Source organism: Citricoccus sp., from assembly GCF_032154715.1.
Lineage (GTDB): Bacteria > Actinomycetota > Actinomycetes > Actinomycetales > Micrococcaceae > Citricoccus.
This window is the reverse complement of record NZ_JALDXU010000083.1, coordinates 1-14,677: the sequence shown is the minus strand read 5'-3', so window position 1 is coordinate 14,677 and position 14,677 is coordinate 1. Positions and strand designations below refer to the sequence as shown.

General features: G+C 66.9%; 11 protein-coding genes. All 11 read right to left on the bottom strand.

What is annotated here, in order from left to right:
- Nucleotides 1–88 precede the first annotated feature (88 nt).
- On the bottom strand, nucleotides 89–1,372 hold the full coding sequence (locus RUH65_RS12450; RefSeq protein WP_313817798.1) for a citrate synthase: 1,284 nt from the start codon (nucleotides 1,370–1,372) through the stop codon (nucleotides 89–91).
- A 199-nt stretch (nucleotides 1,373–1,571) separates the two neighbouring features.
- Nucleotides 1,572–2,792: a succinyldiaminopimelate transaminase gene (gene dapC / locus RUH65_RS12445; RefSeq protein ID WP_313817797.1), complete on the bottom strand. Its 1,221-nt coding sequence runs from the start codon at nucleotides 2,790–2,792 to the stop codon at nucleotides 1,572–1,574.
- 37 nt (nucleotides 2,793–2,829) lie between these two features.
- Nucleotides 2,830–3,162 (bottom strand): ferredoxin, encoded by a 333-nt coding sequence (fdxA, locus tag RUH65_RS12440; protein ID WP_159551716.1) that lies wholly within the window; start codon nucleotides 3,160–3,162, stop codon nucleotides 2,830–2,832.
- 72 nt (nucleotides 3,163–3,234) lie between these two features.
- Nucleotides 3,235–3,774 carry a hypothetical protein gene (locus RUH65_RS12435; protein WP_313817796.1) on the bottom strand — a complete coding sequence of 180 codons (540 nt, stop codon included), beginning with the start codon at nucleotides 3,772–3,774 and terminating at the stop codon, nucleotides 3,235–3,237.
- A complete protein-coding gene (gene typA / locus RUH65_RS12430) occupies nucleotides 3,761–5,668 on the bottom strand; it encodes a translational GTPase TypA (protein WP_313817795.1) in 1,908 nt (635 codons plus the stop codon). Before typA ends, RUH65_RS12435 begins: the two co-directional genes overlap by 14 nt.
- Nucleotides 5,669–5,963: 295 nt before the next feature.
- Nucleotides 5,964–7,838: an ABC transporter ATP-binding protein gene (locus RUH65_RS12425; RefSeq protein WP_313817794.1), complete on the bottom strand. Its 1,875-nt coding sequence runs from the start codon at nucleotides 7,836–7,838 to the stop codon at nucleotides 5,964–5,966.
- Complete coding sequence (locus RUH65_RS12420; RefSeq protein WP_313817793.1) at nucleotides 7,835–9,025, bottom strand: ABC transporter permease; 1,191 nt, start codon at nucleotides 9,023–9,025, stop codon at nucleotides 7,835–7,837. The genes RUH65_RS12425 and RUH65_RS12420 overlap by 4 nt, the downstream gene beginning before the upstream one ends.
- 5 nt (nucleotides 9,026–9,030) lie before the next feature.
- Nucleotides 9,031–10,554, bottom strand: a complete 1,524-nt coding sequence (locus tag RUH65_RS12415) for an ABC transporter permease (RefSeq protein WP_313817791.1) — start codon at nucleotides 10,552–10,554, stop codon at nucleotides 9,031–9,033.
- Between the two features lie 200 nt (nucleotides 10,555–10,754).
- Nucleotides 10,755–12,596 (bottom strand): ABC transporter family substrate-binding protein, encoded by a 1,842-nt coding sequence (locus RUH65_RS12410; RefSeq protein WP_313817789.1) that lies wholly within the window; start codon nucleotides 12,594–12,596, stop codon nucleotides 10,755–10,757.
- 338 nt (nucleotides 12,597–12,934) lie between these two features.
- A complete protein-coding gene (locus RUH65_RS12405) occupies nucleotides 12,935–13,855 on the bottom strand; it encodes a hypothetical protein (RefSeq protein ID WP_313817788.1) in 921 nt (306 codons plus the stop codon).
- The coding region (locus RUH65_RS12400) for a hypothetical protein (protein WP_313817787.1) at nucleotides 13,852–14,677 on the bottom strand (826 nt) is incomplete at its 5' end. The genes RUH65_RS12400 and RUH65_RS12405, both read right to left, overlap by 4 nt.

The window sequence follows — 14,677 nt, the reverse complement described above, 5'->3', positions numbered from 1 at the left end:
TCGGCGGGTTAAGTGCTGGGCCTTCGGTGAACCGCTGGGCCCCGGTGCGCAGCTGAGAGCGCCCGAGACCTGCGAGGACGCCGCTGGTTCAGCGGGTCGGGTACTCCCGCAGCTCGTGGCCGGTGTAGACCTGGCGGGGGCGGCCGATCTTGGTCGCCGGGTCCTCGATGAGCTCACGCCACTGGGCGATCCAGCCGGGCAGGCGGCCGAGCGCGAACAGCGGGGTGAACATCTTCTCGGGGAAGCCCATGGCCTTGTAGATCAGGCCGGTGTAGAAGTCGACGTTCGGGTAGAGACGGCGCTCGATGAAGTAGTCGTCCGCGAGTGCCTTTTCCTCGAGACGCATGGCGATGTCCAGCAGCTGGTCGTTGCCGCCGAGCTTGCCGAGGATGTCATGCGCGGTCTGCTTGACGATCTTCGCGCGCGGATCGTAGTTCTTGTAGACGCGGTGGCCGAAGCCCATGAGCTTCACCCCGTCCTCCTTGTTCTTGACCTTCTCCATGAAGTCCTCGGGCTTGACGCCGTCCGACTTGATGGAGCGCAGCATGTTCAGCACGGCCTCGTTGGCGCCGCCGTGCAGCGGGCCGTAGAGCGCGTTGATGCCGGCCGAGATGGACGCGAACATGTTGGCGTGGGAGGAGCCCACCAGGCGGACCGTGGAGGTGGAGCAGTTCTGCTCGTGGTCCGCGTGCAGGATGAGCAGCAGGTCCAGGGCCTTGACCATATCCGGATCGAGCTCGTACGGCTCGGCGGGGACGCCGAAGCACTGCCGCAGGAAGTTCTCCACCAGGTTCAGGGAGTTGTCCGGGTAGAGCATCGGCTGGCCGATGGACTTCTTGAACGCGTAGGACGCGATGACCGGCAGCTTGGCCATCAGCCGGATGGTGGAGATGTGGACCTGTTCCTCGTCGAACGGGTCCAGCGAGTCCGGGTAGAAGGTGGAGAGTGCGGACACGGCCGAGGACAGCACCGGCATGGGGTGCGCATCCCGGGGGAAGCCTGAGAAGAAGCCCTTGAGGTCCTCGTGCAGCATGGTGTGGCGGCGGATCTCCTGATCCCAGGCGCCCAGCTGGTCTCCGGTCGGCAGCTCGCCGTAGATCAGCAGATAGGCCACCTCGAGGAAGGAGGAGTTCTGGGCCAGCTGATCGATCGGGTAGCCGCGGTAGCGCAGCACGCCCTCGTCGCCGTCGATGTAGGTGATGGCCGACTTGGCGTTGGCCGTGTTCATGAAGCCGGGGTCATAGGTGACCTGACCGGTGTCCTTCAGCAGTGGTCCGATGTTCAGACCGTCGTTGCCGATGGTGGCCTTCTCGCGGCCCAGCTCGACGATCGTGCCGTCAACGGACAGCTGAGCTGAAGTGTTTTCGGTCATGGGTGCTCCCTCATGAGTTGTTCAGTGTGCGAACCACCGGGAACCATCCTCCTGGGACGGCGACCATGGGTAGTGGGGGTGGTCCAATCCAGGTCAACGCTATCAAGACGGGGACCCAGACACGGAATCGGTGACGACGATGGACCCCGGCGGCGGTCCTGGTTCCGCCCCTGGAGGGGCCGGCCGCCGAGACCGCAGGTCAGCGCCAGGAGCGCAGTCGGTCAGCCGCCCGCGCCACCGCGTCGTCGGTCGCGGTCAGCGCCACGCGCACGTAACCGTTTCCGGCCGAGCCGTAGAAGGTGCCGGGGCCGACCAGGATGCCCGACTCGGCGAGCTCGCCGACCAGGTTCCAGCTGTCCTGCTCGGTGGGAGCCCCAGTCACGGCCCCCAGGCCGTCGCGAGTCCGCCGGCCGTCCCGGGTCCACAGATACAGGCCGGCCTCGGAGTGGTCCACCACGAGGCCGGCGGCCTCGAGCGCATCCTTGAGCAGGGCGCGCCGGGCCCGGTACCGGTCCTTCTGCTCCTGCACGTGGGCATCGTCCCCGAGGGCTGCCGTCATGGCGGCCTGAACCGGCATCGGCACGATCATGCCGGCGTGCTTGCGGCTGTTGACCAGGGTGGACACCAGGGCGGCATCACCGGCGGCGAACGCGGCACGGTAACCCGCCAGGTTGGACTGCTTGGACAGCGAGTAGACGCTGAGCAGGTTCGTGTGGTCGCCGCCGGACACCTCAGGCGAGAGGATGCAGGGCACCGTGGCGGTGAGCCCGTCCTGCTGGTTCCCGCCGCCCACACGGTCCTCCCGGCCCACGCCGTCGCCGCGGTCCCAGGTGCCCCAGCCGAGCTCGGCATAGCATTCATCACCGGCCACCACGGCACCCACCTCACGGGCCTGCGCGACGACGGCCCGCAGCTCCTCGACCGAGGCCACCTTCCCGGTGGGGTTGGCCGGGGAGTTGGTCCAGACCAGCCTGACGCGGGCGCGAGTGGCCGCGTCCAGCTCCTCGAGCGAGTCCGCGGCCACGGCGGTGGCGCCCACGAGCAGGGCACCGATGTCATACGTGGGGTAGGCCACGGAGGGCCGGACCACCACGTCGCCGGGGCCCAGACCCAGCAGGAGTGGCAGCCAGGCGATGAACTCCTTGGAGCCCACGGTGGGGATGACAGCCTGCGGGTCCAGCCCGGGAACCCCGCGGCGACGGGCGAACCAGGCGACAACGGCCTCGCGCAGCTCGGCCGTGCCCTGCGTGGTCGGATAGCCGTGCGCGTCGGCGGCCGCCGCGAGGGCGTCCTGGACGAGCGCGGGGGTGCTGTCCACGGGCGTGCCGATGGACAGGTCGGCGATCCCACCGGGGTGGGCCGCGGCGGTGGCGCGGTAGGGCGCCAGGGATTCCCAGGGGTATTCGGGCAGCGTCAGCACGGGTTCAGCTCAGGATCGGTTCGTCAGGCCGGAGCCGTCAGAGGCCTTCTGGCATCGGCTGCGGCGGCAGAGCGGTGATCAGCTCATGGTCCTTGGGGATCAGGCCCATCTTCGCCGCGCCGCCCGGGGAGCCGAGGTCGTCGAAGAATTCGACATTGGCCTTGTAGTAGTCGGCCCACTCATCCGGGGTGTCATCCTCGTAGTAGATGGCCTCGACCGGGCACACGGGCTCACAGGCGCCGCAGTCCACGCACTCGTCGGGGTGGATGTACAACATCCGCTCACCTTCGTAGATGCAGTCGACCGGGCATTCTTCGATGCAGGCCTTGTCCTTGACATCCACACACGGCAGGGCAATGACGTACGTCACGTGGAACCGTCCACCTTCCAGGGGGTCGGAATGGGGCCCGGACATCACCGGGCCTGGGATTCTGGGTTCAGTCTAGTCCCGTGCCACGGGGTGGCGCAGGAGAGGCTGGGCTGACAGCATCGTGATGATGGCCACGACCGGGATGCCCCAGATCCACACGGTCCCGGCGATGGCCGGGCCGGGCACCACCTCGAAGGTGTAGTCATTGGCCGCCACGGCGAAGGTGTCCAGGCCCGGCCAGTTCCCCATGACCATGGCCGTGGTGAATGCCGCGATGGCGACCACTCCCCCGGTCCAGGCCAGCGAGGTCCTCAGGGTCCACCAGAGCTGGGCGGAGGCCACGAGCAGCAAGGCCAGCACGGCGCCCCAGGGCAGGACCCAGGCGCCCTCCTCGGTGGTGGTGCCGCCGATCCAGCTGAAGTGCAGGTGCAACACGGTCCCGAGGATCCCGACGCCGGCCCCGATCAGGACCGCGGCCAGCAGCGGCACCCAGCCGCGTCGCCGGGCCGAGCGGGTGTTCCGTTCCGAACCCGAGCGCGAGCCGACGCCGGCCGGGGACTGCCCGGCCGGCGTCGGACCCTGCTGGTGGTCCCGCAGATCAGGAGCGGGCACGGGCGCGAGCGGCCTTGCTGCGCTCCCCGGCGTCCAGGATGAGCTTGCGGATGCGGATCTCCTCGGGCGTGATCTCCACGCACTCGTCCTCGCGGGCGAACTCGAGTGACTCCTCCAGGGTGAGCCTCTTCGGCGGGGTCAGGCCCTCGAAGGAGTCGGAGGAGGCCGCACGCATGTTGGTGAGCTTCTTCTCCTTGGTGATGTTGACGTCCATGTCGTCGGCGCGGGAGTTCTCCCCGACGATCATGCCCTCGTACACCTCGGCACCCGGCTGGACGAAGAACGTGCCCCGCTCCTGCAGGTTGATCATGGCGAACGGCGTGGCGGTGCCCGAACGGTCCGCCATGAGGGAGCCCTTGTCCCGGTACTCGATCGGACCGGCCCAGGGCTCGAAGCCGTTGGCGTAGGAGGAGGCGATGCCGGCACCGCGGGTGTCCGTGAGGAACTGCGTGCGGAAGCCGATCAGGCCCCGGGCCGGCACGTTGAACTCCATGCGGATCCAGCCGGTGCCCTGGTTCTTCATCTCGGTCATACGGCCCTTGCGGGCGGCCATCAGCTGGGTGATCGGCCCCATGAACTCCTCGGGGGTGTCGATGGTCATCAGCTCCATCGGCTCGTGCACCTTGCCGTCGATGGTCTTGGTGACCACCTGCGGCTTGCCCACGGTCAGCTCGAAGCCCTCACGGCGCATCTGCTCCACCAGGATGGCCAATGCCAGCTCACCGCGGCCCTGGACCTCCCAGGCGTCGGGACGCTCTGTCGGCAGGACCTTGAGGGAGACGTTGCCGATGAGCTCGGCGTCCAGACGGTCCTTGACCTGGCGTGCGGTGACCTTGGCGTTCTTGACGCGGCCGGCCATCGGGGAGGTGTTGATGCCGATGGTCATGGAGATCGCCGGATCGTCCACGGTGATCAGCGGCAGCGGCTTCGGGTTCTCGGCGTCCGTGAGGGTCTCGCCGATCATGATGTCCTCGATGCCGGCGACGGCCACGATCTCACCCGGGCCGGCCGAGTCGATCGGCGCCCGGGACAGGCCCTTGGTGCCGAGCAGCTCGGTGATTTTCACGTTCTTCAACTGGCCGTCCTGGCGGGCCCAGGCGACCTGCTGGCCCTTCTTCAGGGTGCCGTTGAAGATGCGCAGCAGGGCCAGTCGGCCCAGGAACGGGGAGGCGTCCAGGTTGGTGACGTGCGCCTGCAGGACCTCGCCCTCGGTGTAGGTCGGGGCCGGGATGTGCTCCATGATGGTGGCGAACAGCGGCTCCAGGTCTTCGCTGTCCGGCAGTCCACCGTCGGCCGGCTGATCCAGGGATGCCTTGCCGGCCTTGCCGGAGGCGTAGACGATCGGCAGGTTCAGCACGGAGTCCAGGTCCAGGTCATCGACCTCGTCGGAGAGGTCCGAGGCCAGACCCAGCAGCAGGTCCATGGAGTCGGAGACCACACCGTCGATGCGGGCGTCGGGGCGGTCGGTCTTGTTGACCACGAGGATCACGGGAAGCTTGGCGGCCAGGGCCTTGCGGAGCACGAAGCGGGTCTGCGGCAGGGGCCCCTCGGAGGCGTCCACGAGCAGCACGACGCCGTCCACCATGGACAGTCCGCGCTCGACCTCGCCACCGAAGTCGGCGTGGCCGGGGGTGTCGATGACATTGAAGGTGACGGTCTCGCCCTGGGCGGAGGGGCCCGAGTAGAACACGGTGGTGTTCTTGGCGAGGATCGTGATGCCCTTCTCGCGTTCCAGCTCGCCGGAATCCATCACCCGGTCCTCCACCTCGCCGTGGCTGGAGAAGGCGCCGGCCTGGCGCAGCATCGCATCCACCAAGGTGGTCTTGCCGTGGTCCACGTGGGCCACGATGGCGACGTTGCGGAGGTCGGTGCGCTGAGTGAGGGTTTCAGTCATAGGGGTGCCTGTTCATCGAGGGCGGCGGGCTGGCGGGCACCAAGAGGTTGTTAGCCGTCAAGGGCCCCGTCCGATTATACGGGACCGAGCCAATCCCTTCGGACACGCCCCGGACCGACCCGCCTCGCCGCACTCACAGCCCGGGACCGAGATCTCCCGCACAGCGGCCTGTCGCCCCGCCCCCGCACCCCGCACCCCGCACCCCGCACCCCGCATCGAGTCAACCGGAGGGACGGGTCACTGTGCATCCGCACGGGTCACCGTGCATCCCGCCCGTAGCCTGATGGTCGAGGCGTCAGTACGGGCGTTCCCCGAGGGACTCGAGCAACTGACGGCGCTCAGTGCGCTTGGTCAGCTGTTCATCGGGATCCGGCACGGGGGCGGCCGAGAGCAGTCGCCGGGTGTACTCCTGGGTCGGATGGTGGAGGACCTCCTGCGTCGGCCCCTGCTCCACCTGGCGGCCGTCCTTGAGGACGAGGACCCGGTGCGCCAGCATGTCCACCACCGCCAGGTCGTGCGAGACGAACAGGCAGGCGAACTCGTAGCGGGACTGCAGCTCGGCGAACATGTCCAGGACCGCGGCCTGCACGGAGACATCGAGGGCGGACGTCGGCTCATCCGCGATCAGCACCTCCGGGTCCAGGGTCAGGGCGCGGGCGATGGAGATGCGCTGGCGCTGGCCACCCGAGAGCTCGTGGGGGAATCGGTTGACCACCGAGCGCGGCAGTTTCACCGCGTCCAGCAACTCGTAGGCGCGGTCCAGTCGCGTCTGACGGTTGCCGACGTTGTGGATGACCATCGGTTCGGTGATGACATCGCCGATCGGGAACCTCGGGTCCAGCGAGGCCGCCGGATCCTGGAAGACCACGCCGATCCGCTTCCGCAGCGCGCGCGCATCCTTCCCGGCGAGCCGGGTGAGGTCGCTGCCGTGGATCTTGAGAGACCCAGACGCCACGGGCAACAGGCCGAGGACCGACTTGGCGATCGTGGACTTGCCGGAACCGGACTCGCCCACGAGCCCGAGAATCTCCCCTGGGGCCACCGTGAAGTCGATGTCATGAACCACGCGGTTCTTCTTGCCCCGGTGGTCGTACTCGATGCACAGGCCCTGCGCCTCGATCGCGTAGACCGCGGTGGTCTGCGTGGAGGTCACCGGCGAAGGCTCCGCCACGCCCAGTTCGGCACCCAGTCTCGGCACGGAGCCGAGCAGTCGCTCCGTGTACGGGTGCTGGGGGTTCTGCATGACCTGGTGGACCTCTCCGGACTCCACAAGCTCCCCGCGCAGCATCACGCAGACCCGGTCTGCCATGTCCGCGACCACGCCCATGTTGTGGGTGATGAGGAGGATGCCGGTGTTCAGCTGGTCCTTCAGCGAGCGCAGCAGTTCGAGGATCTCCGCCTGCACGGTCACATCGAGGGCCGTGGTCGGCTCGTCCGCGATGATGACCTCGGGCGAGCAGCTGATGGCCATCGCGATGACGATGCGCTGGCGCTGGCCACCGGAGAACTGGTGCGGGTACTGCTTGAGCCGGTGCTGCGCATCCGGAATCCCGACCATCTCCAGCAGCTCCACCGCCCGCCGGTCCGCCTCGGTGCCGTAGGCGATGCCGTGCACGTTGAGCGACTCGGTGAGCTGGTCACCCACCGTCAGCACCGGGTTCAGCGCCGTCATGGGCTCTTGGAAGACCATGGCCGCGTGGCGGCCGCGGATCTTGCGCAGACCGTTCGCGTCCAGTTTGGTGACCTCACGGTCCCCCAGCATGACGGTGCCGGTGACGCTCGCGTTGGCCGGGAGCAGACCCATGGCCGTCGACGACGTCACGGACTTGCCGGAGCCGGATTCGCCGACCAGCGCCACGACCTCGCCGGGCTTGATGTCGAAGCTGACACTCTTGACGGCGTTGACGTCACCGAACTCGGTGTTGAAGGTGACGGAGACGTCCTGAAAGGACAGGATCGGCCTGCCGTCGCGGTCGGGGTGGCGTTGCACCAGACCCAACGAGCCCGTGGCCGGGGAGGTGCCCGACGCCGGCCGCGCACCGCCGGTGCCCCGGACCGCCTTCCCCGCCTGCTCGACCTGTCCGACCTGCTCAGAACCGTCGGGCGCGGCGGCCCCGGCACTCTGGTCATGCTGGTCGTTCTTGTTCCTCTTGCGTCCGAAGATGGTCATGGGTTTCCTATCCCGCTTCCGCCCATTAGTCCGCCGAGGCCCGATCCGTTGATGGGCTGGCCCGGGACATCCTTGCCACCCGGCCCCGCGGTGGATCCTGTTGTCTTGTTGAGAGCCTTGTCGCGTCCGGAGAATCCGAGGAACCCACGCTTCCTGCCGCGGGATCCTTGACGCGGATCGAAGGCGTCCCGGAGGCCGTCACCGATGAAGTTCACGGACAGGGCGATCGCCAGGATGAACATGCCCGGCCACCAGAACAGCCAGGGCCTCGTGGTGAATGCGCTCTGATACTGGCTGATGAGCAGCCCCAGCGAGGAGTCCGGGGGACGGACGCCGAAGCCGAGGAAGGACAGCGAGGTCTCCAGCAGGATGGCCGCCGCGATGGCGAACGTGGCGTTGACGACGATCACCCCGATGGTGTTGGGCAGCAGGTGCCGCAGGATCACGCGTCCGGGCTTGGCGCCCATGGCCACGGCTGCGGCCACGAATTCCTTCTCTCGCAGGGACAGCACTTCGCCGCGGACGAGGCGGGCCAGCGAAGTCCACGTGACCAGGCCCAGCACCAGCGCCAGCGGGATGATCCCGCCGCCGAGCCCCGACGACATCTGGCCGAGGACGGCGGCCAGCACCAGCAGCGGGATGACGATGACCAGGTCGGTCGCCCGCATCAGCACCGCATCGATCCAGCCGCGGAAGTAGCCGGCGAGGGCGCCGACCACGGAGCCGATGACGGTGGAGACAATGCCCACGACGATGGCGATGATCAGCGACTGCTGGGTGCCGCGCATCACCAATGCGAAGAAGTCGTTGCCGGTGGTGACCTGGCCGAAGGGGTGCTCCCCCCAGCGGATGCCCTCGCCTCCCAGCCACTCGGGCACCACGGACAGGGTGGGGACACCGCCGTTCACCGTCGCGCCGGTTGCCGCATAGTCCTTGTCCCACCAGCCGGGGATGCCGGCATAGCCGATGGAGGTGAAGGCCAGGAGGAAGATCAACACCAGGAAGACGGCGGAGATCATGGCGGCCTTGTGGTGGCGGAAACGCCGCCTGACCAGCTGGCCCTGGCTGAAGGACTTCCCGGTCTGCTGGCGTAGCTTGGCGTCCTCTACCTCGGCCAGGTTGGCCAGGTCTACGGCCTGCTGGGAGGGTCCATTCTCATTGCGGGGGGTCCCGTTCTCGTTGCTCATGCGACTCACACTCGAATCCGGGGGTCGAGGACGGCATACAGGATGTCGGCCAGCAGGTTGAAGAGTACCGCAGCGGTGCCCGTGACCAGGAAGAAGGCCATGACGGGGGCGGGGTCCACCTGTTCCAGGCCCACGCGGAAGAGGTTGCCCATGCCCTGCCAGCCGAAGACCTGCTCGGTGATCACCGCGCCACCGATGAGTCCGGCGAAGTCGAAGGCCATGATCGTCGTGATCGGGATCAGGGAGTTGCGGAAGGCGTGCTTGAGGATGACCTGCCGCTCGTTCAGCCCCTTGGCGCGGGCGGTGCGGATGTAGTCCTGCTGGCTGACCTCGAGCATCGAGGCCCGTGTGTACCGCGAATAGCTGGCCAGGGAGATCAGGGTCAGCACGATGGTCGGCAGCAGCAATTGAGTGCCCTTGTCCAGGAAGTCCTCCCAGAAAGTGCCCGTGAAGTTCGGCGTCTGCGAGCCGATCGTCGCGATGGGGCGCCCCACGATGTCCAAATAGCCCGGCCAGGAGCGGAAGAGGTGCCCCACGATGGTCAATCCGCCCATGACAACCGCGGTGAACACCGAGACCAGGGTGGCTGCGCCCTTGGAATACCCGCCCATCAGGCGCCCGATGAGCACGGCGAGGCCAATCGCCACAACCGCGAGGACGAAGAGGATCAGCCAGTTCGGGTCCCACAGGAGGTTGTAGGTGGCGTAGTAGGCCACGAGGCCGAGGCCGGCCGTGACCAGGCCCGCGTAGAGCACGCGGCGGTTCTTCAAACCGGCGCCCAAGGCAGTGGCGCCGACGGCGGCTGCAACTCCGACCAGGAAGAGCACCACGGGAGGCATCTGTGGATAGCGAGCGAAATTCAGCCAATCCAGGTAGGGAAGGGCGACACAGGTGAAGGCGAAGGTACCCAGGAAGGTGAACAGCCGGCGTCGGACGTTTCCGGCGAGGACGGCCTGCAGCGCGAGACCCAGGATGAGGCCGACGGCGATGATCGTGGCCCAACTGAACCCGGGATCAGGACTGGCCAGCCAGTCGTTGAAACCGATGGCCAGGTACTCCTTCAGGAGCACGGCGGCCCAGAAGACCGGAAGGGAGAAGAACAGGAAGGTCAGGAAGGTCACCGCATAGTCCATCCCGGAATACTGCCGGATGGCGGTCAGGATGCCGATGAGGACACCGAAGACCATGGCGATGACGGTGGCCAGCACCACGAGCCGGAGGGTGGATGAGGCTGCCAGGCCCAACAGGTCGATGACCTCCTGGCCGGATCGATTGGTGCCGAGGTCGCATTGACCGATGAAGCACTGACCGACTCCGGTCAGCCAGTCCCAATAGCGCGCATACCAGGGCTGGTCCAGGTCCATGAACAGGATGCGCTGTTCGATGAGGTATTCGCGGTTGTCCGCGTTGGATTCCCGCAGGTCGGCCAAGGGGTCGCCGGAGTTGATGGTGAGCACGTACAGCAGGAGCGACGCCCCGAGCAACACCAAAAATGAGCTGCCGAAACGGCGGAGGATGAATTTCAGCACAACAGAACGTTGCCTTCCGTACCAGGGGGTCGAGGAGGTCTGCCTGAATCGTCATGGGACACGCGATGTTCATGGGAGGAGATCCATAGCGGGTCAATGGAACAGTTGAGGCCCGGCCGGATGTGGTCGGGCCCCAACTGTGGTGCACCATCGGTGGCGATTCAGCGCCGGTTGATCAGCGAACTGATCAGGTCAGGCGATCATTCGACGCGGACCCACTGCTCTGCGTTCCACACGGCGCCGGTCTGCGTGGCGGTGTTGCGGACGTTGGCGATGTCGGCCGAGTGGGCCACGATCCCCGGGTGGGCGTACAGCGGGATGCCGAACAGGTCGTCCCACAAGAGCTTCTCGATGACCTTCACCTGCTCGGCGTGGACCGCCGGGTCCACCGAGCCGGCCAGCGCGCTCCAGGCCTCATCCACTTCAGGGTTGGAGTACTGGCCGTAGTTCTGGGGAGCGTCGGTCGAGTAGATGTTCTGGCCGGAAGCGATCTGGCCGGAGCCGGCCCAGGCGAACAGGGCCACTTCGTAGTCGCCCTGAGGCTGGACCACACCGAAGAAGTCGGCGTGGCCGGCGTCGATGATATTGAAGCCCGCCTCGTCGCACGAGGACTTGATCATGGCCACGGTCTCGGAACGACGCGGGTTCGGTGAGCTGTAACCGATCCGGACGTCCAGGTTGGACTCACCGGATTCCTCGACCAGTTGCGTCGCTCGTTCGATGTCGACCTCGTCATACTGGCCCTCATACGAGGCGTCCACGACCTCCTGGTAGCTCTCCTGGAACGGGAACACCTCGCGGGCGTTCATGACGATCGTCTCGGGATCCAGCGGCTTGATCAGGTTGTCCACGATCTGCTGACGAGGGAGGCACAGGGCGAAGGCCTCACGCAACTCCCGGTTGTCCGCGAACAGCGAGCCTTCCATGAAGTTGAAGTCCGCGTGCTCCCAGGTCAGGGAGGCGTCCTGCTGGATGACGATCTGGTCGCCCAGGCCCTCCAACTGCTCGAGGGTGTCCACGGTGGCCTGCGGCTCGATGACGTTCAGGTCGCCGTTCTGCAGGGCCTGCACGTGCGTGTCGGCCGCGGCGAAGCGGATGACCAGCTCTTCGGTGGCGGGCGGGGTGCCCCAGTACTCCTCATTGGCCACCAGGGTGACGGACTGGCCCGGCTCCCAGCTGCTGAACTTGTAGGGACCCATGGACGGGGCGATCTCCTCGGCAGGCAAGGTGCCCGGGGAGGTGTTCCAGCCGGTGTTGAAGAACTCGGCGGCTGGGGCCAGCGCCTCGGTGTCCTCGTTCTGAATGGCCTCGATCATGGCGTCCATGCCCATGCCGGACTGCTCGGCCACCACATGGGCCGGCAACGCCGTATCCATGATGATCTCCCAGTCGGCATACGGCTCTGCGTAGGTCAGGGTGAATTCCTTGCCGGCAGGGTCGCCCTCCGGTGCCTCGGGAACGTATTCGCCGAGGGTATGGGAGATGGCGTTGAACAGCGGCGCGGCCTCGTCGCCTTCGCCGGTGGCGATGCGCGGGTTCTGCCAGCCCCACTTGAAGATGTAGTCGGCGGCCGTCACCGGCGTGCCGTCGGACCAGGCGGCGTCCTCGTGGATCGTGTACTTCACCTGGAGCGGATCGTCTGAGATCTTCTCGTACGATCCCAGTGCTTCGTTGGGATAGATGGTCCCGTCAGTGCCGAAGTAGTAGAAGCTCTGGGTCATCCGCTCGGTGATGGCGGAGTTGTACGTGGAGTACGTCTCCGGAGTCATGCCGTTGTAGGAGATGAACTCGTCCTCGCCCACCGAGTAGGAGATCGAGCCTTCCTGGGTCTCGATGTCGCCGAGGTCCGCCAGTCCGGAGCCTTCGGGTTCGGCGGTGAGCTTGTTGCCGGCCTCGCCGGTCATCACCTCACCATTGCCGCCCTCAGGGGCGGCGGTGCCGGATTCTTCGTTCTCGGCCGGGCCACCCGGCGCGCAGGCGGACAGGACGAGCGCCGAGCTGGCCAGAAGAGCAGCAGCGGCAGAAAGCTTTGTGTATTTCATCAAAGCGTCTCCATTCAAACAGGTGCGAGACGTGGAGTGCTCCCGATCCGACCCGGTTGGGGTGGGAGGGCCGGTCCGATTCCGGCGCTGAAACCGTTTTGCACTTCAGCTCCGGTGGGTGAGCAACACCACAAGGTGTGCACGAGAATAGCCCTGCAACATGCGAAAGCAACATTGAATAGTCGGCCTCGAGCTCAATCGTTACCATCCCGTAACTTAGTCACTCGTCCCGTAATCCCGCGTGTTTCCGGGGCGTTACAGCTGATGACTATCTTCATAGACAATGTCCCCGAAGCGGGTGTTTCACATCACTCCAGGCTTTTTCTCCCCTCGGGCCCTCAGCGGGGAAGTTGAGGACCCATCGGGAAGTAAGGCAGATAGGACACCCCGGAGATGTTGTATTTGAACTTGATCCCCATGATGATGCGGATGCCCACATGCATGCCCCACGCGCCTGCGGCGAACACCCGCCCCAGGCGACGGTTGGTCAGGGACAGGGGCGCTCCGAGCTCCACGGCCAGGGACACGATCGCCATCACCGTGAACAACTCCTTCTGCTGATACAGCGCCGCCCCTGCCTCCGGCTTCGGGGAGCCGAAGAGATCCTTGCGCATCCCGTCCACGGCGATCTGGCCGCGCAGCACGTCTCCCCGGGCCCACTTCAGACCGAGCGGACCGCGGACCTTCGCCATGCCGGAGATGAAGTACACGGCCACGGTCGCCACGTTCATGGCAGTGGGCACCGCCCCATAGGCACGTTCGTAGCGCTGGGGAAAGAGGGTCCGCTCCCGGAGCAAGGAGTCGACGCTGAGGGCGTCCGCGGACCGCGTGGTGCCCAGGACCATCTGGTGCATCGTGAGCATATTGTCGCTGTGCAGCAGCATGGTCCAGGAGTTGCGGTAACTGATGGTCCACAGCTGCAGCGCCGCATTGAGCGGTCCGGTGATCCGGTGGCCCACGCCTACGGTGGCGGCGATGTTCACTGCCTGGGCCGCATCGAAGATCCCGTTCGCCACCCGCGGCGGCAGGGGTCGCTTGAGGATCCTGACCACTCCCACCGGGGTGAATTGGGAGGCGTCCTGGGCGTGGAGGGTTCGGAACATGGCCCGCCTCCTGATGTTGTGGGCGGCTGAGAAGATTCCGGTGGCCACCCTCAGCACCGCGGGGCGGATCGGCTGCGCCGCGGGCCGCAACAGGTCGACGGCCTTCTGGAACGCCGGCGATGAGAAGGAAGGGAAGGGGTGGTCGGCGCTGGTCACGGTGTGGCCTCCTGCTCGGTTGCGGTCTGGTGCGGGGTCTGGTGCGGGATCTGGTGTGCGCTCGGGGGTGCCGATTGGAGGGTGTTCTCGGTGACGTAGTCGCCGGCGGTGTTGCCCGTGCCGAGCGGACGCGGCGGGACGTTGCCCAACTCGGAGCGGGCCATGGGGCCGGTGGGCGGCCCCTGTGCATCCTGAGCGCCGTCATGCCGGGTCTCGGACACGGCCGTCGCGGTCCCGCCGACGTCGGCCCGGGCATGGACGGTCTCCATCTGCGGTGTGGTGTTTCCGGCAAAGTAGGTGTCGAAGAAATAGCGCGACCGCACAATCTCCACCCGGACGATGCCGGTCTCCTTGCGCCGCCGCCGGGCGGCAGGGCCCGTGCCCTGCCCCGCGGTTCGTCGCTGCTGCTCAGCCAGGGCGTCGGCATACCGCTGAGCGACCTCCACCGCGCGGCCCTGGCGGACCATACGGGTGATCTGCTTGCGGACCTGGTTCAGCCCGCCAGCGCCGAAGTGGCTGTAGTGCGGGACGATCCGCTCGCCGTCGGCGGTGAATCCAGCCACGTGCGGGATCCGGGTCCGGTCCTTGCGGTCGTCGGAGAACATCGGATAGGTGGACAGCGGGAAGGAGTCCTCCTCGTTCTTGTCCTTGCCGTTGAAGTAGTGGCGGACGGGAGAGAGCAGCACGGCAGCGAAGGCGACGCCTGCCGCCAGCGCCCAGAGATCGCGTTCCGTAGCACGCGGCGCCGGAACGATGGCCCTCACCACCACAGGCAGCGCGGCCGGGTGGTGTGCCGACGGGACGGCTGACGGGCTCACGGCG

What these genes read in the sequence shown, in the direction of transcription:
- RUH65_RS12450 (WP_313817798.1), bottom strand. Translation starts at nt 1,372, where the DNA reads ATGACCGAAAACACTTCAGCTCAGCTGTCCGTTGACGGCACGATCGTC.
- typA (WP_313817795.1), bottom strand. Translation starts at nt 5,668, where the DNA reads ATGACTGAAACCCTCACTCAGCGCACCGACCTCCGCAACGTCGCCATC.
- RUH65_RS12410 (WP_313817789.1), bottom strand. Translation starts at nt 12,596, where the DNA reads ATGAAATACACAAAGCTTTCTGCCGCTGCTGCTCTTCTGGCCAGCTCG.
- RUH65_RS12420 (WP_313817793.1), bottom strand. Translation starts at nt 9,025, where the DNA reads ATGAGCAACGAGAACGGGACCCCCCGCAATGAGAATGGACCCTCCCAG.
- RUH65_RS12425 (WP_313817794.1), bottom strand. Translation starts at nt 7,838, where the DNA reads ATGACCATCTTCGGACGCAAGAGGAACAAGAACGACCAGCATGACCAG.